Origin of the sequence: Microbacterium sp. MYb54, assembly GCF_002979515.1 — a bacterium.
Classification (GTDB): domain Bacteria; phylum Actinomycetota; class Actinomycetes; order Actinomycetales; family Microbacteriaceae; genus Microbacterium.
Genome location: NZ_PCPA01000010.1, coordinates 114,940 through 134,631, shown reverse-complemented (window position 1 = coordinate 134,631; position 19,692 = coordinate 114,940). Strand labels below are relative to the sequence as shown.

22 protein-coding genes are annotated in these 19,692 nt (G+C 67.4%); 6 read left to right on the top strand and 16 right to left on the bottom strand.

Annotated elements, in window-relative coordinates:
- Positions 1 to 32 precede the first annotated feature (32 nt).
- Positions 33 to 773, bottom strand: coding sequence for an alpha/beta fold hydrolase (locus CQ040_RS12640; protein WP_105526595.1), 741 nt, complete (start codon positions 771 to 773; stop codon positions 33 to 35).
- Positions 774 to 846: 73 nt separating this feature from the next.
- Between CQ040_RS12640 and CQ040_RS12635 the strand changes: the two genes are divergently transcribed.
- On the top strand, positions 847 to 1,545 hold the full coding sequence (locus CQ040_RS12635; RefSeq protein WP_105526594.1) for a YafY family protein: 699 nt from the start codon (positions 847 to 849) through the stop codon (positions 1,543 to 1,545).
- A 74-nt stretch (positions 1,546 to 1,619) separates the two neighbouring features.
- On the opposite strand, the gene rplI is transcribed toward CQ040_RS12635, so the two are convergent.
- The 4 genes from rplI to rpsF all read right to left on the bottom strand — a co-directional run bounded on the left by rplI (position 1,620) and on the right by rpsF (position 3,294).
- Positions 1,620 to 2,072, bottom strand: coding sequence for a 50S ribosomal protein L9 (gene rplI / locus CQ040_RS12630; RefSeq protein WP_028501150.1), 453 nt, complete (start codon positions 2,070 to 2,072; stop codon positions 1,620 to 1,622).
- Positions 2,073 to 2,083: 11 nt separating this feature from the next.
- On the bottom strand, positions 2,084 to 2,338 hold the full coding sequence (rpsR, locus tag CQ040_RS12625) for a 30S ribosomal protein S18 (RefSeq protein WP_028501151.1): 255 nt from the start codon (positions 2,336 to 2,338) through the stop codon (positions 2,084 to 2,086).
- A 66-nt stretch (positions 2,339 to 2,404) separates the two neighbouring features.
- Positions 2,405 to 2,920, bottom strand: coding sequence for a single-stranded DNA-binding protein (locus tag CQ040_RS12620; RefSeq protein ID WP_105526593.1), 516 nt, complete (start codon positions 2,918 to 2,920; stop codon positions 2,405 to 2,407).
- A 5-nt stretch (positions 2,921 to 2,925) separates the two neighbouring features.
- Positions 2,926 to 3,294: a 30S ribosomal protein S6 gene (gene rpsF, locus CQ040_RS12615; protein ID WP_105526592.1), complete on the bottom strand. Its 369-nt coding sequence runs from the start codon at positions 3,292 to 3,294 to the stop codon at positions 2,926 to 2,928.
- A 238-nt stretch (positions 3,295 to 3,532) separates the two neighbouring features.
- On the opposite strand from rpsF, the gene CQ040_RS12610 reads away from it, so the two are divergent.
- Entirely contained in the window at positions 3,533 to 4,237 is a 705-nt protein-coding gene (locus CQ040_RS12610; protein WP_105526591.1) for a hypothetical protein, read from the top strand.
- Between the two features lie 117 nt (positions 4,238 to 4,354).
- Here the strand turns inward: CQ040_RS12610 and CQ040_RS12605 are convergent, their stop codons facing one another.
- The 7 genes from CQ040_RS12605 to CQ040_RS12575 all read right to left on the bottom strand — a co-directional run bounded on the left by CQ040_RS12605 (position 4,355) and on the right by CQ040_RS12575 (position 11,438).
- A complete protein-coding gene (locus CQ040_RS12605) occupies positions 4,355 to 5,482 on the bottom strand; it encodes a hypothetical protein (RefSeq protein WP_146113876.1) in 1,128 nt (375 codons plus the stop codon).
- Positions 5,466 to 6,059, bottom strand: coding sequence for an RNA polymerase sigma factor (locus tag CQ040_RS12600; protein WP_105526589.1), 594 nt, complete (start codon positions 6,057 to 6,059; stop codon positions 5,466 to 5,468). Before CQ040_RS12600 ends, CQ040_RS12605 begins: the two co-directional genes overlap by 17 nt.
- A 149-nt stretch (positions 6,060 to 6,208) precedes the next feature.
- Positions 6,209 to 7,048 (bottom strand): ABC transporter ATP-binding protein, encoded by an 840-nt coding sequence (locus tag CQ040_RS12595; protein ID WP_028501155.1) that lies wholly within the window; start codon positions 7,046 to 7,048, stop codon positions 6,209 to 6,211.
- Entirely contained in the window at positions 7,041 to 7,874 is an 834-nt protein-coding gene (locus CQ040_RS12590) for an ABC transporter ATP-binding protein (RefSeq protein ID WP_105526588.1), read from the bottom strand. Before CQ040_RS12590 ends, CQ040_RS12595 begins: the two co-directional genes overlap by 8 nt.
- Complete coding sequence (locus CQ040_RS12585; protein ID WP_028501157.1) at positions 7,871 to 8,782, bottom strand: ABC transporter permease; 912 nt, start codon at positions 8,780 to 8,782, stop codon at positions 7,871 to 7,873. The genes CQ040_RS12590 and CQ040_RS12585 overlap by 4 nt, the downstream gene beginning before the upstream one ends.
- The gene (locus tag CQ040_RS12580; protein ID WP_105526587.1) at positions 8,779 to 9,840 is read right to left on the bottom strand and encodes an ABC transporter permease; all 1,062 of its coding nucleotides are present in this window, start codon (positions 9,838 to 9,840) and stop codon (positions 8,779 to 8,781) included. Before CQ040_RS12580 ends, CQ040_RS12585 begins: the two co-directional genes overlap by 4 nt.
- 11 nt (positions 9,841 to 9,851) lie before the next feature.
- Positions 9,852 to 11,438, bottom strand: coding sequence for an ABC transporter substrate-binding protein (locus CQ040_RS12575; RefSeq protein WP_105526586.1), 1,587 nt, complete (start codon positions 11,436 to 11,438; stop codon positions 9,852 to 9,854).
- A gap of 150 nt (positions 11,439 to 11,588) precedes the next feature.
- Here CQ040_RS12575 and CQ040_RS12570 point away from each other — a divergent pair, with 150 nt between their 5' ends.
- Positions 11,589 to 12,179, top strand: coding sequence for an Lrp/AsnC family transcriptional regulator (locus CQ040_RS12570; RefSeq protein ID WP_258131274.1), 591 nt, complete (start codon positions 11,589 to 11,591; stop codon positions 12,177 to 12,179).
- Between the two features lie 11 nt (positions 12,180 to 12,190).
- Here CQ040_RS12570 and CQ040_RS12565 read toward each other — a convergent pair whose 3' ends face one another.
- The gene (locus CQ040_RS12565; RefSeq protein ID WP_258131275.1) at positions 12,191 to 12,547 is read right to left on the bottom strand and encodes a hypothetical protein; all 357 of its coding nucleotides are present in this window, start codon (positions 12,545 to 12,547) and stop codon (positions 12,191 to 12,193) included.
- Between the two features lie 128 nt (positions 12,548 to 12,675).
- On the opposite strand from CQ040_RS12565, the gene CQ040_RS12560 reads away from it, so the two are divergent.
- Positions 12,676 to 15,033, top strand: a complete 2,358-nt coding sequence (locus CQ040_RS12560) for an arylsulfatase (RefSeq protein WP_105526584.1) — start codon at positions 12,676 to 12,678, stop codon at positions 15,031 to 15,033.
- 51 nt (positions 15,034 to 15,084) lie between these two features.
- Here CQ040_RS12560 and CQ040_RS12555 read toward each other — a convergent pair whose 3' ends face one another.
- The 3 genes from CQ040_RS12555 to CQ040_RS12545 all read right to left on the bottom strand — a co-directional run bounded on the left by CQ040_RS12555 (position 15,085) and on the right by CQ040_RS12545 (position 17,422).
- Positions 15,085 to 15,672 carry a GNAT family N-acetyltransferase gene (locus CQ040_RS12555; protein ID WP_105526583.1) on the bottom strand — a complete coding sequence of 196 codons (588 nt, stop codon included), beginning with the start codon at positions 15,670 to 15,672 and terminating at the stop codon, positions 15,085 to 15,087.
- Positions 15,669 to 16,682 (bottom strand): hypothetical protein, encoded by a 1,014-nt coding sequence (locus CQ040_RS12550; protein ID WP_105526582.1) that lies wholly within the window; start codon positions 16,680 to 16,682, stop codon positions 15,669 to 15,671. Before CQ040_RS12550 ends, CQ040_RS12555 begins: the two co-directional genes overlap by 4 nt.
- Before the next feature lie 86 nt (positions 16,683 to 16,768).
- Positions 16,769 to 17,422 (bottom strand): Pr6Pr family membrane protein, encoded by a 654-nt coding sequence (locus tag CQ040_RS12545; RefSeq protein ID WP_105526581.1) that lies wholly within the window; start codon positions 17,420 to 17,422, stop codon positions 16,769 to 16,771.
- 70 nt (positions 17,423 to 17,492) lie between these two features.
- Here CQ040_RS12545 and CQ040_RS12540 point away from each other — a divergent pair, with 70 nt between their 5' ends.
- Together CQ040_RS12540 and CQ040_RS12535 are read left to right on the top strand one after the other, a co-directional pair.
- Complete coding sequence (locus CQ040_RS12540; RefSeq protein ID WP_105526580.1) at positions 17,493 to 18,461, top strand: hypothetical protein; 969 nt, start codon at positions 17,493 to 17,495, stop codon at positions 18,459 to 18,461.
- Entirely contained in the window at positions 18,458 to 19,561 is a 1,104-nt protein-coding gene (locus CQ040_RS12535; protein ID WP_105526579.1) for a hypothetical protein, read from the top strand. The genes CQ040_RS12540 and CQ040_RS12535 overlap by 4 nt, the downstream gene beginning before the upstream one ends.
- The last annotated feature ends 131 nt before the right edge of the window (positions 19,562 to 19,692 follow it).

The window sequence follows — 19,692 nt, the reverse complement described above, 5'->3', positions numbered from 1 at the left end:
CACTCGCTGCACATGTCGGGAGCGTGCGGGATTCAATCGTCGGACGAAGCCGCTGACCGGATGACCTCGGCGAGGTCGCCTGGACGACTCCACATGGGCCAGTGCCCCGTGGGGAGGTCGATGACATCGAGATGCTCGAGGTTCGCGACCTCGGCGAACATGGGGTGACCTGCTCGAGCCAGCTCCAGCAGTTGCGCGCTCGGGATCGAGCAGCACACCAGGGTGGTCCGAACCCTCCGGCGAGCGTCGTTCGTGAGCTCGACAGACTGACGAAGCACCGGACCGGGCTCAGGGACAGCCCTGTCGCGAAACCGCTCGAGGACCTCTGCACTCAGGCCCTCGAGGCTCGCCTGCTGCGCGAGAACGTCGAAGGGCGGCAACGGAAGCTCCTCCACCTCGTCGGGGAGCTCGGGGGCGAAGATGCTTCCCGTCGCCACCGGGCCGGAGTCGACCCAGATCACGCGGTCGACGAACTCGGGATGCCGGTCGAGGACGAGACTGACCGGCGCATTCGCCCCACTGTGAGCGACGATGATCGCAGGCTGATCCTCAGAGACCCCGCCCTGGGCGAACTCGTGGAGAATGCCCGCGGCCTGATCATCGATCGTCTTCGTCGCTCGCTGAGGATCCTCCCCGTCGAGACCCGCCAGGGTGATCGCGACCGCGCGAGACTGGTCGATCTTCAGGTGGTCGAGAACCTCATCCCATGCCCAGGCACCCAGCCAATGGCCGGCGATGAGGATGATGGTCGGACTGCTCGTCGTCGTTGTCATGTCTCCACCTTCTTACCTACCGCAGGCAGGTGTGTGTCACTATTTATGTCATGAATCTGCCCCGGTCTGCACGATGAAGCGCACGGAACGCCTCCATGCCCTGTCCGAGATGCTGCGCCGCAGCGGATCACGGGGGTGCTCGGCCGAGCGGATGGCGCGAGAATTCGATGTCTCCGTGCGAACAGTCAAGAGAGACCTCGCCGCACTGGCGAACAGCGGCGCGCCGCTCTGGTCGCGCCCGGGCCCTGGTGGCGGGTACGGGTTGACCCTCGGCGCATCCCTGCCACCGGTCAGCCTGTCTCCCGCACAGGCCGTCGCGCTGATGGCCGCCGTGTCGGCTGCACCCGATGCCCCGTACGCCGATCTGGCCGCAGCCGGTGTCCGCAAGATTCTCGACGTCCTCGATCCGCGAACCCGAGCGCGAGCCGATGAGTTGGCCGATCGAGTGTGGGTCGAAGCGCTCCCGTCCGCATCCCGCGCGATCCGATCGGCGCTGGAGGAGGGGATGGCCGAGCAGCGAGTGGTCCGCATCCGCTACACGTCCGGAGACGGGACGACGACCACCCGCGATGTCGAGCCCGTGCTGTTCGCCGCCACGAACGGCCAGTGGTATCTCGTCGGGTGGTGCCGACTGCGAGACGCCATGCGGTGGTTCACCGTGTCACGTGTCGAGCGGGCCCATGTGACCAAGACGGCCTGCAGCGGCCATACCGTCGACGAGGTCGGCGAGCCCCCGGCGAACGCCAGAGCGGTGCACGGACGGGTCGCCTGAGTCACGGGATCGAACTCCGCAGGGAATGCAGAACGCCCCCTGTCCCGAAGGACAGGGGGCGTTCCGGAAGTGCCTTACTTGGCGGCGACGACCAGCAGCGTGATCACTGCGGTGACGTCGTCGTGCAGACGCACGGTTGCCTCGTGCTCACCGGTCACCTTGATGGGCGACGGGATGTGCACCTTGCGCTTGTCGATCGCGCCCAGGCCGGCGGCTGCGACAGCATCCGCGACGTGGTCGGTCTTGACGGAGCCGAAGAGACGACCCTCCTTGCCGGCCTTGACCGTGAGGCGCACCTTCGTGCCCTCGAGAGCGTTCTTCAGTGCGACAGCGTCGTCACGATCGTGGATCGCGCGTGCCTGACGCGCGGCCTGGATCGATGCGACCTGCTTTTCGCCACCGCGGGTCCACGCCGTAGCGAAACCCTGCGGGATGAGGAAGTTACGGGCGTACCCGTTCTTGACCTCGACCACGTCACCAGCGCTACCGAGCCCGGCGACCTCGTTCGTGAGAATCAGCTTTGCCATCTCGATACCCCTTACCGGCCGGCGCCAGCGTAGGGCAGGAGCGCCATTTCGCGCGCGTTCTTGACCGCGGTGGCGATCAGACGCTGCTCCTGCACCGAGACACCGGTGATACGACGGGCACGGATCTTGCCGCGCTCCGAGACGAACTTGCGGAGGGTGGCGACATCCTTGTAATCGATGAGGCCAACCCGGATGGACTTCGCGGGAGCGGTGGGCTTGCCACCCTTCCGCGGCTTGCGGCGGTCGCCGCTCGACTTTCCAGCCATTGTGTTTCCTTAAATGAGAGCGGATGCCTTCCCCGAGACGAGCTCGGGGCCGGATCCAGAAGTTGTTTAGAAGGGGGTGTCGTCGCCGAAGCTGCCAGGAGTGCTCCAGGCATCCGCGCTGGTCGACGAGCCGGGCGTGGACCACGGCTCTTCCGACGTCTGCTGCTGCGCGGGACGGGACTGTCCACCGCCGCCGGCACCACCGGCACCGCCGGTCGAGGCCGCACGGGTGACCTGCGCGGTCGCGTACCGGAGCGAGGGGCCGATCTCGTCGACCTCCAGCTCGATAGCGGTGCGCTGGTTACCCTCGCGGTCCTGGTAGGAGCGCTGACGCAGACGGCCCTGCGCCATGACGCGCATGCCCTTCGTCAGCGAACCTGCCACGTGCTCGGCGAACTCGCGCCACACGGATGCACGGAGGAACAGCGCATCGCCGTCCTTCCACTCATTCGCGGCACGGTCGAAGTTCCGAGGCGTCGATGCGATGGTGAAGTTCGCCACCGGCAGCCCGTTCTGCGTGTAACGCAGCTCGGGGTCGGCCGTGAGGTTTCCCACCACGGTGATGACGGTTTCGCCGGCCATGGCGCTTAGGCCTTCGCAGCCTTGGCGGCCTTGCGGGCAGCCTTCTCTTCGGAGCGCTTGGCTTCGAATGCGGCCATTGCCTGAGCCTCTTCCGAGCGGAGGACCTTGGTGCGCATGATCTGCTCGTTCAGCTTCAGCTGACGGTCGAGCTCCTGCGTGGCCTCGCTGGTGGCGGTGAAGTTGACGACGGCGTAGATGCCCTCGTTCTTCTTCTGGATCTCGTAAGCCAGACGGCGCTTACCCCAGATGTCGATCTTGTCAATCGAGCCACCATCGTTGGTGATGACCTTCAGGAACTTGTCGAGCGTAGGGGCTACCTGGCGCTCGTCGATCTCGGGGGTCAGAATGACCATGAGTTCGTACTGGTGCGTCACTTACCCACCTCCTTCGGACTAGAACGGTTACCGCGTATCTCGCGGAAACAGGAGGGTGTGTGAATGTGTCGGCCCTTCGATGAGCGCAGGGGCTCAGAGCAGACAACCTCGACAGTCTAGCGGAATCGCGTGGATGGCGCGAACGAGGCCGGCGACGTGCGGAACGTCAGCGGACCTTTGGCATGCTGGGACCGTGCCCGTTGACGGTCATCGGGCACTCGACCAGAGGGGGGACGCCATGCGCGTCAACAAATGGGGGGTCGGCGTCATTCTCGCCGCCGCCGTGCTGCTCACCGGATGCTCGGGGAGCGGAGCGGATACGACGGCCGACAAGAAGCCCAGCGCCGGATCGTCACAGCAAGAGGAAGCACCGAAGACGGATTGCCCCGAGCTGAAGGAGGGCGCGACCGTCGACGGCGCTGCCCTCGGCGGGTGCATCGCCGATGCGATGACGGACACGGCGGGGTACGCGGCGACGACCAGCGTGATGGGCGTCGACTCGACGGCACGCTTCAACCCGTCCGAGAAGGCGATCGAATCGATCTCGCCGGTCGGATCCCTGATCGCCATCGGCGACGACGTCTGGGTGAAGTCCGCGACGAGTGACTGGCAGGCCGCCGACCCGTCGTCGAACGATCCGATCATCGCCGCGCTCAGCACCAGCGCCGCCAACATCACCTCGCTCGACCCGGCAACGGCTGCGTCGGCCATCACCGGCGACTTCACGGTGACCGGTACCGGCGAGCGACTGGGCCAGAAGGTCTACCTCCTCTCCGGCACTGTCGAGCAGCAGGGCGCCTCGATCGACATCGTCTTCGAGGTGACGGCGGACTACATCAACCTCGCGTCGACCAGCACGGCATCGCTCGAGGGCCAGTCCGTCGAGGTCTCGATGGAGATCACCGAGTGGGACGTGAAGCAGGACATCGTCGCACCGCTCTGATCCAGAGCTGAGAACGAAGGGCCGGGGCGGATGCCCCGGCCCCTCGTGTTTCTCGGGCACGCGACGGTACAGCGCAGCCGTGCCCGGCCCGACGTGCGGACCGGGCGCAGCGCGGCTTCAGCCCTCGCTGTTGATCGCGGGGGGCGCGTCGACGATCTCGTGCGTGAAGCGTCGGATGGTCGTCGGTGCCCCGCTCTCGACGAGCGGGCTCGTGCCGACCGGCACGTTCTGGCCGGCATCGTACGCCTCCGTCAGATGCTGAGAGACTTCCCGCAGCTGATCGGTTTCGGTGTCGAAGACGAGCCGACGGATCGCCCGGTCGTCATCGAGGCGAACGGTGGTGACGGTTCCCTCGACCGACTCGATGTGCAGGCCGTCCGCGAGTGCGATCACGCCGAGGAGCACGGAGCGGTAGGCACCCGAAGCGGTGGCTATGTCGCCGGTGACCAGGGTCTCGAAGACCACGGCGATGGCTTTCTCCTTGGTCGTCCCGGCGGGGAACTCCGCCAGGATGTCGTCGAGAAACGACTGGGGCTCGGTCGCGAACGTGCCCCAGTCGTCGATGCGAGAGTCGTCGGGGTCGTCGATGACCTGCCCTTCTTCGAGATCATTGCTCCAGAGACGCGCATGGGCGACACCATCCATCTGGAAGACCACCGGCGGGCGGGGAGATTCGATGACGTCATCCCAGCGCCCATAGGTCGAGCCGTAGTAGGAGTTCCACGCCTCCTCGACGGCTTGGACGTCGCCGCTGGCCGCGACCGGCTGATAGTCGCTCACCTCCAGAATCGGCGGGACGTCGGCGTCAGACGAGAGGAAGGTCGAGGTGATCCACCTCGTCGTCAGAACGCCGGTCGCGTCCTGCAGCACGTACGAGAAGGGTTCTGCCTCCGTCGGTCCGTGAAAGCCGATGACCTGCTCGAACGTCTCGGTCGTCTTCAGGTACTTACCGGCCGGTATCTCGGACGCCCGGAGTTGTGCGGCAGCACTCAGGACGATCGTCTCCGCTGCCGACGCCGGTGGCGCGACGACGACCGCGCCGACAGTGAACGTGCCCGCCACGACCGCTGCCACCGCGGAGATGCCGACGACACCACCTGCTGTGCCGAATGCGATTCCCAGGCCACGACGACGTCGCCGGCGCCCCTCGCCCGCCATCGCCCGATGAAGCGAGTTCCGCGCACCGACGATGCTGGCAGAGGGGTCTTCCACTCCGAGTTCGCGAACGCTATCCAAGATGTCCATATTCGACCTCCGATGTGTGCTGAGTGCTGGTTGATGTCTTGTTGCCCGCGCGCGCCGGCGCAAGCAGCCGACGAACGCGATTGAGGCGTGACTTCACGGTTCCCACCGGAACGCCGAGAGCCTGCGCCGTCTCCTCATAGCTCAGATCCCCCCATGCGAAGAGGAAGAGCGTGTCGCGGTCCTTCTTCGCCAGTGCGGCGACCCGAGGGGCCAGTTCCCGGAGCGACGCACTCGCGTCGAGACGATCCGACAGACCGTCGGAGTCGTCGGGGCGCGCTCGCTCTGGCGGCTGGGCGAGCAGGCTTCGCAGCTGCTTGGCCTCGCTCGCGCGGTGTCGGTGGATGATACGGGTCGCGATTCCGAGCAGCCACGGACGCGCGGAATCGACTCGGAGATCGAAACTCGCGCGCCGGCGGAAAGCCACGAGGAACGTCTCGCTCAGCACGTCTTCCGCGACATCCGCTCCGACCCGTCGAGAAGCGAAGCCCACCACCGCGCGGGCGTGCCTCTCGAACAGCTCGCCGAACGCGGCCGCCTCCTGTCTCGATCGCCGAACGATCTCACTATCAGTGTTCACGTTAGATATTCCTCAGCCCGCGCGATCAGGTTCACGCGCGGTCATCCTAGGACGACGTCGAGGCGAGGGCGGCGCGACAGGAAGAAGGCGCGCACGTCGGGAACGCCGTGTTCCGCCGCGTCGAATCAGGCCGATGCGCGGCGCGACCGTCAGTACATGACCGGCGGGATCTCCGCCCACACCGTGCGGTCGTCGACCGAGGGAGCTGCGGGGATGCGGCCGGCGCCGTCGGGCTCCGGGATCGCTGCGAGCAGCGCCTGCGTATAAGGATGCCTCGGTGCAGCCCAGAGCTGATCCGTCGGCCCCGACTCGAGCACACGCCCACCGAACATCACGAAAGTGCGATCGGCGATGCGCCGCACCACGGCGAGGTCGTGCGAGATGAAGAGCATCCCCGCACCCGACTCCGCCACGAGGTCGCGCATGAGCCCGGCCACGCTCGTCTGCGTCGAGGCGTCGAGGGCGGAGATCGGCTCATCCGCGACGAGGAGCGAGGGCCGTGCGGCCAGGGCCCTCGCGATCGCGATGCGCTGCTTCTGCCCGCCGGAGAACTGGTGCGGGAAGCGGGTGCTGACGTTCGTGGGCAGCCCGACCCGCTCGAGCCATTCGTCGACGGTGGATCCTTCGGCACCGCGCGCACGGGCCGTCGCGATGCCGTCCGCGATCTGGTCACCGACCCGGCGTCGCGGGTTCAGCGAGGTCGCCGGATCCTGGAACACCATCTGGATGCCGGTGAGCGCGATCGACCGGCGACGGATGCCGAGCGGCGACACGGGGGCGTCCCGGAAGAGCACCGTCCCGCCCGCGGTCTTCTCGATGCCGACGACGGCACGGGCGAGGCTCGACTTGCCACTGCCCGACTCCCCCACGAGAGCGACGGTCTCGCCGGCGGCGACGCTGATCGATACGCCGTTCACGGCGATCACGGGCGGGTTGCCCGGGTAGCGCACGACCACGTCCTGTGCGTCGAGGACTGCGACCTCACTCATCTGCGGCCTGCCCTTCCGGTGCCTCGTCGATGCGCGAACCCGGCAGGGCCGCGAGCAGCATGCGCGTGTACTCGTGCTGAGGATCGCGGAACAGCGTCTCGCGGTCGGCGAGCTCCACGATCTTGCCGTCCTTCATGACGGCGACCTTGTCGGCGATCGCGCTCATCACGCCCAGGTCGTGCGTCACGAGGAGCACGGCGAGGTTGCGTTCGATCGCGAGATCGCGCAGCAGCTTCAGGATGCCCGCCTGCACGGTCACATCGAGAGCCGTGGTGGGCTCATCCGCCAGCAGCACCTCGGGGTCGCACGCCAGGGCGCAGGCGATCGCGATGCGTTGACGCTGTCCGCCGGAGAACTGATGCGGGTAGCGCTTGAGGGCCTCAGCGGGGTTCGGCACCTGCACGGTCTCGAGCAGCTCGACGGCCCTGGCGCGAGCTGCGGCACCCTTGAGGCCGAGATGCACACGCATGTGGTCGGTGAGCTGGCGGCCGATGGGCAGCTGTGGGTGCAGCGAGGCCGACGGGTCCTGGAACACCATCGCGATCCGCTTGCCGCGCACCCGATTGAGGGAGCGACGGCGCAGGCCCACGAGCTCTTCCCCGCCGAGCAGGATCGATCCGCCGGTGCGCGCCTGCCGAGGAAGTAGTCCCAGCACGGCGAGCGAGGTGAGGGTCTTCCCCGATCCGGATTCCCCGGCGAGGCCGTGGATGCGACCGGCCTCGAGTTCGAGCGAGACGCCCTTCACGAGCGGACGCCCGATGTCGATCGTCAGGTCGCGGATGCTGAGCGTCGACGACTGCTGCGCGACTGCGCTTCGGACACTCATGCGGCCACTCCCGTCGCGGAGGCCTTGTGCTCCGCGGCCTTCTCGTGCGTGATCTCGGCCGTCGGGTCGAGCACGTCGCGCATCGCATCTCCGAGGAAGTTGAACGCCAGCACGACGGTCAGGATCGCGAGACCCGGGAAGACTCCGAGCCACCAGGCGTCGAAGTTCTGCATCGCGCCGGAGATCATCGACCCCCACTCCGCCGTCGGCGGCTGTGCACCGAGGCCGAGGAAGGAGAGTCCGGAGAGGAGCAGGATGGCCGCACCGATGTCGAGCGTCGCGAGCACGAGCACGGGGCCGGCGATGTTCGGGAGGATGTCGACGAACAGCGTCCGTGCGGGCGAGTGCCCGAGCAGACGACCTGCGATCACGTAGTTCTGGCCGCGCAGACCCAGCACGATGCTGCGCGTGACACGGGAGTACTGCGGCCACGACACCACGATCGCCGCGATCACCGCGTTGAACAGGGACGGTCCGAGGGATGCTGCGACCACCATCGCGAGGATCACGGTCGGGAAGGCCATGAACAGATCGGTGATTCGCATCAGCGTCTCGTCGACCCATCCGCCGAAGTACCCGGCGATCGCACCGATGAGCGTGCCGATGATCATGGCCGCGATCACGAGCATGAGCGCGAGCGGCAGGCTCACGGTGGCACCGGTCATCAGGCGCGAGAAGATGTCGCGGCCGTTGCCGTCGGTGCCGAGCAGGGTGTCGATCCCCGGCGGCTGCAGGCGGGGCAGCACCTGCGCGTTAGGAGGGAACGGAACCCACCACTGCGCGGTGAAGGCCACGACGATCCAGGCTCCGGCGATGACGGTGCCGATGATGCCCAGTGGGGTGCGCCAGGCGCGGGGCCAGCGGAAACGGAAGCGCCCGGCCGGCGTGGCGGCGGCGATGCGGCTCATGCGATCCTCACTCTCGGGTCGAGCACGCCGTAGAGCATGTCGACGATGAAGTTGATGAGGAGGTAGATCATGCCCACCACGAGACCGACGCCCATGATGCCGGGCAGGTCGAGGTTCGCGGCCGAGTTGTAGGCATAGGTGCCGAGCCCGGGCCAGGCGAACACCGATTCGACGAGCACCGTGCCCGAGAGCAGCGCCCCGAACGCGACACCCACCACGGTGAGGATCGGCAGCGAGGCGCCACGCAGCACGTAGTCGAGGATCACGCGCATGGCCGGGAGCCCCTTGGCACGGGCGGCGCGCACGTAGTCGCTGCCGAGCACCTCGAGCACCGAGGTGCGGATGAAGCGGGTCAGCAGACCGATGGTCACGAGCGAGAGCACCATGACCGGAAGGGCCAGGTGCGCGAGGGCGTCGAAGAAGCCGACCGCGTCGCCGTTCAGGAGGTAGTCGACCGTGTAGAGCCCGGTCACACGCGGCGGCGGTGTGATCGACGGCGAGATGCGGCCGGAGCCCGGCGCGATGCGCAGCTCGAGGAAGAAGACGTAGAAGCTGACCAGCGCCAGCCAGAAGGTCGGCACGCTGAGTCCGACCAGGGTGACCACGCGGATGACCTGGTCGGTGACGAGTCCGCGGCGGTACGCGGCGAGAGTGCCGAGAACGATGCTGACCGCGAGGCTGACGATGATCGCCCCGATCGCGATCTCGATGGTCGCCGGCACCGCGGTGGCGAGGTCGCTGGTGACCGGGCGTCCGGTCACCAGCGACGTGCCGAGGTCCCCGCGGAGCAGGTTCCCCATATAGATGAAGTACTGCACGAACAGTGGCAGGTCGAGACCGTGCTCCTTGATGAACGCGTCACGCGTCGCGGGGTTCTGCGACGCGCCCTCACCGAGTGCGGCCGAGACCGGGTCTCCCGGCACCAGGTTGGTGAGCGCGAACGTGACGATCGTCACGCCCACCAACAGGAGCAGGGAGGTGCCGATCCGCCGCAGCAGGTATCCGATCAGAGGCGATCGGCGCCGCTGCGCCTGCCTCTGCACCGCCACTGTCGTCATGAGATGTCCGCTCAGCCGGCCGGCGTGATCTCGGCGATGTCCATCTCCCAGACGGAGTTGTACACCGCGCCCTTCACGCTGTCAGCAGAGGAGATGTTGCGGCCTGGAACGATCAGCGGCACGAAGGGGCCGTCGGCCTGCATGGCCTCGGCGAACGCGGTGAACGCCGACGAGCGCTGGTCGGGGTCGGTCGCGGCAGCAGCACCCGCGGCGATTCCGGCGATCTCCGGGTTGGCCTCGGCGGCCCAGCCGGCGCGGAGGCCGACCTTGAGGCCCGGAGCGAAGGGCAGGAAGTTCGCGGAGTCCGCGTAGTCCGGACCCCAGAACCAGAGGCCGAAGCCCTCGGTGCCGTTGACGTAGGCGTCGAGCTCGGTCGCGAAGGGTGCGGGGGCGAGGTCGACCGTGATGCCGGCATCTTCGAGCTGCGCCTGCACACGCTCGGCGAGCGGGGTGAACTCCACACCGCCGACCGGGTAGTCGTTCGGGAACTGCAGCTTCAGCGTCTGGCCCGTGTATCCGGCCTCGGCGAGCGCGGCCTTGGCTTTGTCAAGGTCCTGCTTCACGCCACCGTCGAGAGCGCCCTCGAATCCGGGAGGGATGACGCCGGTCGCCTGCACGGAGCCGGCTCCTGCCAGTTCGAGCAGCGCGTCGTAGTCGAGCGCGTAGCGGATCGCCTCGGCGATCTTGACGTTCGCCAGGTCACCGGCGACCGCCTCTGACTGGTTCAGCAGCAGGAAGATGGTCTGACCGGAGGGAACCGAGTCGACCGTGATGCCGTCGCCGAGACCGGCGACCTGGTCGCCGTTCAGGTCCATCGCGACCATCGAGTCGCCGCCCTTGAGGTTGGCGAGCTGGGTGGCGCTCTCCGAGACGTTGCGCACGACGACGCGCTTGTACGCCGACTCCTCGTCGCCGTTGTACTCGTCGTTCTTCTTCAGCACGACCTGCGAGCTGAGGTCGAGGGTGTCGAGGACGAACGGGCCGGAACCCGCGGACTCGCCGTCGAGGAACTTCTGGGCCGAGTCGGTGCCGTCTGTGGTGCCGCCGTTCTCGATCACGACGTCGGAGTTGACGATGCCCAGTGCCGGGTTCGCGAGGATCGCGGGCAGCTGCAGCAGCGGGGTCTCGGAGGTGAACTGGATCGTCTTGTCGTCGACCTCGGTGATGGTGAGGCCGCCGAGAAGGAAGTTCGGCTTGGCGTCTTCCATGCCCTGGATGCGCTGCAGCGTGAAGACGACGTCCTTCGCCTCGATCGGCGAGCCGTCGGAGAAGACGCGATCCCCCTCGAGCGTGAACGTGAACTCGGTCGCCTCGTCGTTCTGCTCCCACGAGGCGAGGCCGGCGACGGGAGTGGAGACGTCGGAACCCTCGAAGTCGACGAGGGTCTCGTAGAGTGCCTTCGCGATCATGTTGCCGGTCGGGTCGTAGGTGTGACCCGGGTCGGTGGTCTCGATCGAGAATGCGGTGTCGATGACGAGGGAGTCGGAGCCTGCGGACTGGCCGCCGCCGCCCGCCGAGTTCCCTCCAGAGCAACCTGCGAGCGCAAGGAGCGCGACGGCTCCGAACGCGATGACCGGCGTGATACGGCGTGACGACATGAGGGCCTCCAGAGGCGAGGAGTACATTCGGGTGAGTCGCCACCGATGTGGACGACCGTGGATCAGATTCGCATCATATGCGACGATGTGTCCAGCAAGAGCGGGTCACCTCGGCACGCTCTGTCCAGAACCTCGGATGTGAGGAACAATATGTCCAGCAAGGACGCGGAACCGTCGAAGCATTCTGGACGAAGTGCCGCACCTTTGGACGAGACGGCATACAGAATCCTCGAAGTACTGCGTGATAACGGTCGCGTCTCGATCGCCGCCCTCGCCGACAAGGTGGGGATCTCCCGCGCGAATGCGTACACGCGCGTCGAGTCGCTGGTGCACGACGGGGTCATCACCGGCTTCAGCGCACGGGTCGATCAGGCGAAGGCCGGGCTCTCGATCGGTGCGCTCGTTTTCGTCACGGTGATGCCGCAGGCCTGGGCCTCATTCCGCGAACGAGTGCTGGAGATGCCCGACGTCGAGTGGTGCGCCATCACGACCGGCGAGCACGATGCGATGCTGCTGATCCGCGCCGTCGACGTCAGCGGCGTGCACGAGTTCTCCACCGGAGTGATCGCCCAGCTGCCCGAGGTGCGCACGGTCGTGAGCGTCGTCGTGCTCGACGAGGTCATCCGTCGTCCGTACCTGCTGCCGGCCGACCTGCCGGAGCGCGATGCCGACACCGCGCCCCTCGGCATGACGCGGTGGACGCCCGCTTCACCCGGTCGCGATGCACTCCCGCCCCGCTGACGCGCCATCCGTCAGGCGGAGATCTCCTCGCACACGCTGAGCTGCGGGAGCCCGTGCATCTCGTAGTGCTCCACGAGGCGGATGCCGCCGTCGTCGGTCAGCTCCAGCTCGCTCTCGCCGTCTCCGGTCACGACCGTTCCGTCGGTCTTGAGCACGTGCACGAACGAAACCCAGATCGTGTCACCCGTGCGCGTGCCGACGAACTTGCCGAACGTGACCGTGTCGCCCTCGTACCCACCCCAGATCGCTCCGTCGCGTTCGAAGTACTCGAAGATGCTCGGGGATTCCGGGTCGACCGCAGAGGTCGTGGACGACACCATCCGGAATCGGCGGCCGTCGAGGGAGGGGAGGGTTGCAGTCGCAGTCACACCCTTGATTATGCCCGTCGAAACTCACCCGCAAACTCACCCGCCGAGGGTGGTGACACCCCGGAGCGCCCTGCTTAGGCTGGGCGCGAAGCGGGCTGCTCTGCTCGCCGAGAGCCGTAGGAGTGAGCATGTCCGAGCCCCAGCGTTCCAGTCTTCCGATCCCCGATCTGGCCTACACGGGCACGGTCACCTACGACGCGACCGACCCTGACACGTCGTTCCCGCCGATCACGCCGGTGCGCCCACCCGAGGGATCACCGAACGTGCTCGTCGTGCTCATCGACGACACCGGGTTCGGTGCATCGAGCGCTTTCGGCGGCCCTGTGCACACCCCCAACTTCGAGCGTGTGGCGGCTGCGGGTCTGAAGTACACCCGCTTCCACACCACGGCTCTGTGCTCTCCGACCAGGGCAGCCCTGCTCAGCGGCCGCAACCACCACACGGTCGGCATGGGGGGCATCACCGAGATCGCGACGTCCGCGCCCGGGTACAACTCGCTGCGCCCCAACAGCTGCGCCCCGCTCGCCGAGACGCTCAAGCTCAACGGCTACAACACCGCCCAGTTCGGCAAATGCCACGAGGTTCCGGCCTGGCAGGCCAGCGCGATCGGCCCGTTCGACGGCTGGCCGACCCCCGGCAACGGCTTCGAGTACTTCTACGGGTTCATCGGGGGCGAGACCAACCAGTGGTACCCGGCGATCTACGAGAACACGACGCCCGTCGAACCGTGGGGCACGCCCGAGGACGGCTACCACTTCATGGGCGACATGACAGACAAGGCGATCGCCTGGGCCCGTGCGCAGAAGTCGCTCGCCCCCGATGTGCCGTTCTTCACCTACTTCGCCCCCGGCGCCACGCATGCACCGCACCACGTGCCGACCGAGTGGGCCGACAAGTACAAGGGCGCCTTCGATCAGGGGTGGGACGAGCTGCGCAAGGAGACCTTCGCCCGTCAGATCGAGCTCGGAGTGATCCCCGCCGACGCGGTGCTCACCGAGCGCAGCCCCGGCATCCCCTCGTGGGACGAGATGAGCGACCTGATCAAGCCGGCCCTGGCCCGACAGATGGAGGTCTATGCCGGGTTCCTCGCGTATGCCGACCACCACGTCGGCCGCCTGCTCGACGCCTACGAAGAGCTCGGCATCCTCGACGACACCCTCGTCTATGTGATCATCGGCGACAACGGTGCGAGCGCCGAGGGGTCGATGCACGGCACGACCAACGAGAGCTTCACGATCAACCACATGAACGAGATCGAGACCGAGCAGTACGTCGCCGACCACATCGACGACATCGGCACCCCGAACTCGTACAACCACTACGCGATCGGCTGGGCGCACGCGATGGACACGCCCTACCAGTGGACCAAGCAGGTCGCCAGCCACTGGGGCGGCACCCGCAACGGCACGATCGTGAGCTGGCCGAACGGAGGGGTGGAGAAGGGCGGCATCCGCAACCAGTTCAGCCACGTGATCGACGTCGCCCCGACCGTGCTCGCCGCGGCCGGCATCCCCGAGCCGACGACCGTCAACGGTGTGACCCAGCGCCCCTATGAGGGGACGCCGATGAACTACACGTTCGCGGATGACAGCGCCGACGCGCCGGAGCAGCACGAGACGCAGTACTTCGAGATGCTCGGCAACCGCGCGATCTATCACAAGGGGTGGACCGCCGTCGCGAAGCACAAGGACCCGTGGCTGGCCTCGTCGCACGGTCTCGACGACGACGTGTGGGAGCTCTACAACGTCGAAGAGGACTGGACCCAGTCGAACGACCTCGCAGCCGCCGAGCCCGAGCGTCTCGCACACCTGCAGCGGTTGTTCCTCATCCAGGCCGCGCGCTTCAACGTGCTGCCGCTCGACATCCGGTCGGCGGAGCGGATGAACCCCGACATCGCCGGTCGCCCGCAGCTCATCGTCAGCGACTCGCAGAAGTTCTACCCCGGGATGAAGCGGCTGAGCGAGAACACCACGATCAACATCAAGAACAAGTCGTGGACGGTCACTGCACAGGCGACGGTGCCGGAGGCCGGTGCCGATGGTGTGATCATCGCGCAGGGCGGGGCGTACGGCGGGTGGTCGTTCTACACGACCGGCGGCCGACTCGCCTTCGCCTACAACCTGCTCGGCATCGACGTCGACATCGTCCGCTCCGACAGCACCGTTCCCGCCGGTCATCAGGATCTGCGCGCCCACTTCGCCTACGACGGCGGTGGGCTCGCCAAGGGCGGCACCGTCACGCTGTTCGTCGGCGAGGAGAAGATCGGTGAAGGTCGCATCGGGAAGACGATCCCGTTCCAGTTCACCTTCGACGAGACGGTCGACGTCGGCTGCGACCTCGCCTCGCCCGTCTCTCCCGACTACCAGGCAACGGGCAACGCCTTCACCGGGACGCTCGACTGGGTGCGCATCGACATCGGCGACGACGATCACTCGCACCTGATCGACGACGAGCACAAGCTCACGGTGGCGATGCTCAAGCAGTAGCCGAAGCTGGCCTCGGGCGGCGTGCGATCACCGATCGCATGCCGCCCTTCGTCATCTCCCGGTCCCGCCTCGTTCTCGCCACTCATCCTCGAGGAGCGCGTAGACGAGCAGAGTCGTCCACTCGTCCTTGAACCATTCGCTCTCCACCAGTCGCGCCTCGCGTCGGAAGCCGAGCCGCTCGACGACCCTGGCCGATGCCGTGTTCCGCTCGTCGATCCGCGCGACGATCCGGTGCAGGCCCAGCCCGTCGAACCCGAGTTCGAGGAGCGCGCCGACGGCCTCCGTCGCGTACCCGCGACCGCCGGCGCGCGGGTCGAAGATGTACCCGACCTCACCGGATCGGTCGGTCTCGCTGCGCCAGAACAGCACCACGTCGCCGACCAGCCCACCGGTCGCAGGCGCCTCGACGGCGAGGGAGACGGCGTCGCCCTCCTTCGCGAAGCGGGTGTTCGACCAGGTGGTCGCGATGCGATGCTCGACGTCTGCGAGCTCCAGCGGCGCGTAAGGCACGTACTGCACGGCATCCGGATCCGACTTGTAGACGTGCATCGGTGCGGCATCGGCCGGCGCGATGGGACGCAGGATCAGTCGCTCGGTGCGAATCGGGTACTCGGGGTCGTGCCCCCGCTCCCCGGTCACTCGAGGTCCAGGGAGAGGAGGCCGGGCAGATGCGCCGTCCTTGCTCGGACGGCGAGCAGGAGGTCGTCGTAGTCGGGCGTGATCCCGACGCGGGAAGATGCCAGCAGGTGGGTGGTCGTCTTGCCTCCGGCGCGTGCGAGGCGCAGGCGCTTGACCGGGTAGGCCGGCGGGGTCAGCCAGATGCGGCTGAGCTGCGTGTAGGGGTTGTCGACTCCGTCGATGCGGATGCCGTGGGTGTCGATCGAGACGAGGGCGGGAATCGACCGCACGACACGTCGGCGCTGCACGGCTCCGATCCCGAATCCGATGGCGGCGAACGCGGCGAACGGCGCGAGCAGGATGAGGGCCGAGAGCTCACTCTCGACGAAGCCCGGAACGATCACCAGCAGTCCGACGCCGATGGCGATGACGAGGAACACGACCGCGGCGATCGTGATGCGCGAGGCCAGACGCCGCTCGCCCGTGGCGTCGATCGTGAACTGCGTCGGCAGCTGGGCGCCCGCGCGCGCAGCCGCGACGGGATCGTCGAACACCGGCTGCGCGATGGGGTTGAGCGTCGCCATCAGCTCGTTGAACAGCGACCGCGTGTAGCCGGGCAGCTCGATCGTGATCTCCCGGTCACCGCTGTGCACGACCAGAGCGCGCGTCGTTCCGCTGGGCAGTCCGTTGGTGCGGTGCTCGGTGATCTTCGAGCGGAAGGCGGTCGTCGCCCTCGAGAACGTCTCGCGGCTGCCGGCCTTCCCGATCTCGACCGCGTCGGGGCGCACGACGATCCGGATGTTGCGGAACCAGAAGAACCCGGCGAACACGGCGATGGTCAGCGCGATCGCGACGACGAGCACCAGCACGCCGCGAGTCGAGATCTTCATGGTGCCCGGCAGGAACTTCGGGAGCAGGAAGAGCGTCGCCGCCGACAGCACCGCCGAGAGCACGATAGCCCCGACGGCCGAACGGACTGGATTCCTGCGGAAGATCCGCTCACCGGACACGGCTTCGGCCTGATTCAGCATTCGAACTCTCCCCCAAGACAGTCGGCTCGCGCGACGCGATTCCTACCGTAGCGCCCACCCCGGTGGCAGCACAGCGTCGGATCTGCTCAACCGGTGACCGATCCGCCGTCCCTGCCCCAGACGCCACGGAATCGGCTGGCTGCCCAGACCAGGAGGCCGGCGAGGAGGACCGCCACGAGCAGGCCGATGATGTGGAGGAGCAGCGACACCGGGCCGCGTTCGGGAAGAAGGAAGCCGTACGGTACCCAGCCATCGGTGACGCCACGGATCAGGACCACGACGAGCCAGGTGAGGGGATACGGCAGGAGCATCCAGAGGCGTCGCCACGGCAGGCGGAAGCGATCACCCACCAGCAGCCAGTCGAGCACGACGAGCACCGGGAACACGACGTGCAGCAGCACGCTCACCCAGGGCGGCGCCGAGCCGGTGCCGGGGACGAGAACGTTGTAGATCACCCCGACCACGATCAGATACGCGGTCACGATGCCCCTCAGCAGGGTGAGCCAAGGCGGGATCGGTCGACCGTTCACCGCGAGTGCTCCGGCGCTGATCAGGATCAATGCGGCGAGCAGGCTGGTCTGATTCGTGAAGTAGCCGAAGTAGTCGAGCGGGTTGCCGTCTCCGACCGCGATGCGCAGGAGATAGGCGTAGAGGAGGACCGCGATGACCGTGACTCCGGCGACGATGCGGCCGAACGCCCACACGATGGAGGTCGGCGGCGCAACGGTGTCGGACTTCACAGCGTCAGCCTAGGAGCACTTCCTGCACGACCGATGGTCGCAGTCCGCGCGCGTTGGGTAGCGTGGTCGCATGGAGTGGACGTCTGATCCATCGGCGGGTGCATGGCTGCGCGAGCGGCTCGATGCGGGGTACGAGACCATGCACGGCGTGGTCCCTCGGGGCTTCCCCGCGTATGCGCGCGTCTTTCATCCCGCCGTCGTCCGTTCGCTGCCTGACCGCGCGATCCCGACGCCCGACGAACTGGTGCGGATGCCGGAATCCGAACAGCGGGCCCTCATGGACCGGTTCGTCGACGAACCCGCCACCTGGGCGCAGGCTGCCGCGACCTTCGGCACGGTCCTGCATCCGCTGGCACAGTGGCAGCGGATCGTGCGCACACCGCCAGACGGCGACGGGCGCATGGGGATGGCGCCGGATGGCCGCGAGTTCTCGGCGCCGATGGAGGGCGAGCTCCCACCGGATCTCCTCGCCGCGATCGCCGGCCACCTCGAGGAGCATACGCAGACACCGGATGCCGGATTCGCCGCGCTCTGGGAAGGACGCGGCGGTCTGCTGGGGTTCGTCGGCATCACCCCATCGCGCGCCTTCCTGACCTTCTCGGACGACCCGAACCATCAGGCGATGCTCGACCGCAGCACACGCGATCCGTTCAACAACGTCTTCCGCAAGCCCACCTGGCAGGAGGGCATCCTCTCGCGCGAGATCTCGGAGGGGCCGAGGTTCGAGCTGCCGGGGCGGGGGCACGTGCTGTTCTCCGCATCACCGCGCTCCTTCGCCGACCCCGACTGGGTGCTGCGCGCCCCCTGGCGAGACCTTCCAGCCGAAGAACATGGGTTCCCGCCGTCCGCTCAGAGTCCGAGCATCCTGTGGCCCGAAGATCACGCGTGGGTCATGGTGGGCGAAGTCGACTTCGACTCGACGATCGTGGCGGGGTCGTCCGAGCTGATCACGGCCATCTGCGCCGACGGGCGTCTGGAGGCGCTCCCGATCCCGGAGGGCGCCGACCTCACCTGGGATGCCGATGCGGTGAATCGGTGACGACACCGCCGCCGACCTTCGACGCCGGGCCTCTCACCGAACCGGTCGACGCGGCGGCCGTGCGCGCCTTCGCCGCGGAGCTTCGTTCACGACCGACGGCAGGTCTGTCGGCATCCACGATCATCGGCATCGTGGCGGCGACGATCGCTGCCATCGTGATGCTCCCGCTCCTCGTGGGCGTGATCCTGAGTCTCGGGTCGTTCGGCACCTCACCTGCCGCTGCGGCGATCCCGCTGGTGCTGATCCTTCTCCTCCTCGCCGCAGTGGGAGTGATGATCTGGTTGGCCGCGCGCAACGCGCAGGCCAGACGCTACCGGCTGCATCGATTCGCTCAGGCGAACGGCATGTCATACGAGCCGAAGCTCGCAGACCCTCCGCTTCCCGGCATGATCTTCAGCCTCGGTCGCGCACGTCAGTCGACCGACCTGGTCCGGGGCACCCGACCGCGCTTCGTGGAGTTCGGCAACTACCAGTACACGGTGCAGTCGGGAAAGAACTCGACGACCTACCACTGGGGGTACGTGGCGGTGAAGCTCGATGCTCCCCTGCCGAACATCGTGCTCGACGCGAAGGGCAACAACGGTTTCGGGTCGAACCTTCCGGCATCGTTCCAGAAGGCGCAGCGCCTGTCGCTCGAAGGCGACTTCGATCAGCACTTCACGCTGTACTGCCCCGCCGGATACGAACGCGATGCGCTCTACCTCTTCACGCCCGACATCATGGCGCGGTTCATCGACAACGCCGCCCAGCTCGACGTCGAGATCGTCGACGACTGGCTGTTCCTCTACACGCAGCGCAAGGTCTCGACGCTCGACCCGGCGACGTGGGCGTGGTTGTTCGGCGTCGTGGGCGCACTGCTGGCGAAGTTCGATCAGTGGTCGCGGTGGCGCGATGAGCGACTGACTGCCGACGACGCTGGTGCCACGGCATCGGGCCGGCACCCTGGACAGGCGCTGCCCTTCGCTCCGCCGGCGGGACTGCGCACACCACCACCGGGAGTCGCTCCGCAGGGACGTCGCCTGAAGCGAGGTGGGACCTGGCTTCCGATCATCGTGGTGATCGGGTTCATCGCGTTCTGGGTCGTGAGCCGACTGAACTGACGCGGATCCGAGTGTGGGGGTGGGCGTCGGCTGGGGACCGAACTCCCACCCCATCCCCCCTCGGGATCGAAAAGAGATCCACTCTCCCTCCGCATGACGGCTGAGCCGCCCCGCCCACGGTCAGCTGGGGA

Coding starts and splice junctions, on each gene's coding strand:
- CQ040_RS12640 (WP_105526595.1), bottom strand. CDS start 773: ATGACAACGACGACGAGCAGTCCGACCATCATCCTCATCGCCGGCCAT.
- CQ040_RS12635 (WP_105526594.1), top strand. CDS start 847: ATGAAGCGCACGGAACGCCTCCATGCCCTGTCCGAGATGCTGCGCCGC.
- rplI (WP_028501150.1), bottom strand. CDS start 2,072: ATGGCAAAGCTGATTCTCACGAACGAGGTCGCCGGGCTCGGTAGCGCT.
- rpsR (WP_028501151.1), bottom strand. CDS start 2,338: ATGGCTGGAAAGTCGAGCGGCGACCGCCGCAAGCCGCGGAAGGGTGGC.
- CQ040_RS12620 (WP_105526593.1), bottom strand. CDS start 2,920: ATGGCCGGCGAAACCGTCATCACCGTGGTGGGAAACCTCACGGCCGAC.
- CQ040_RS12610 (WP_105526591.1), top strand. CDS start 3,533: ATGCGCGTCAACAAATGGGGGGTCGGCGTCATTCTCGCCGCCGCCGTG.
- CQ040_RS12605 (WP_146113876.1), bottom strand. CDS start 5,482: ATGGACATCTTGGATAGCGTTCGCGAACTCGGAGTGGAAGACCCCTCT.
- CQ040_RS12595 (WP_028501155.1), bottom strand. CDS start 7,048: ATGAGTGAGGTCGCAGTCCTCGACGCACAGGACGTGGTCGTGCGCTAC.
- CQ040_RS12590 (WP_105526588.1), bottom strand. CDS start 7,874: ATGAGTGTCCGAAGCGCAGTCGCGCAGCAGTCGTCGACGCTCAGCATC.
- CQ040_RS12585 (WP_028501157.1), bottom strand. CDS start 8,782: ATGAGCCGCATCGCCGCCGCCACGCCGGCCGGGCGCTTCCGTTTCCGC.
- CQ040_RS12580 (WP_105526587.1), bottom strand. CDS start 9,840: ATGACGACAGTGGCGGTGCAGAGGCAGGCGCAGCGGCGCCGATCGCCT.
- CQ040_RS12575 (WP_105526586.1), bottom strand. CDS start 11,438: ATGTCGTCACGCCGTATCACGCCGGTCATCGCGTTCGGAGCCGTCGCG.
- CQ040_RS12570 (WP_258131274.1), top strand. CDS start 11,589: ATGTCCAGCAAGGACGCGGAACCGTCGAAGCATTCTGGACGAAGTGCC.
- CQ040_RS12560 (WP_105526584.1), top strand. CDS start 12,676: ATGTCCGAGCCCCAGCGTTCCAGTCTTCCGATCCCCGATCTGGCCTAC.
- CQ040_RS12550 (WP_105526582.1), bottom strand. CDS start 16,682: ATGCTGAATCAGGCCGAAGCCGTGTCCGGTGAGCGGATCTTCCGCAGG.
- CQ040_RS12540 (WP_105526580.1), top strand. CDS start 17,493: ATGGAGTGGACGTCTGATCCATCGGCGGGTGCATGGCTGCGCGAGCGG.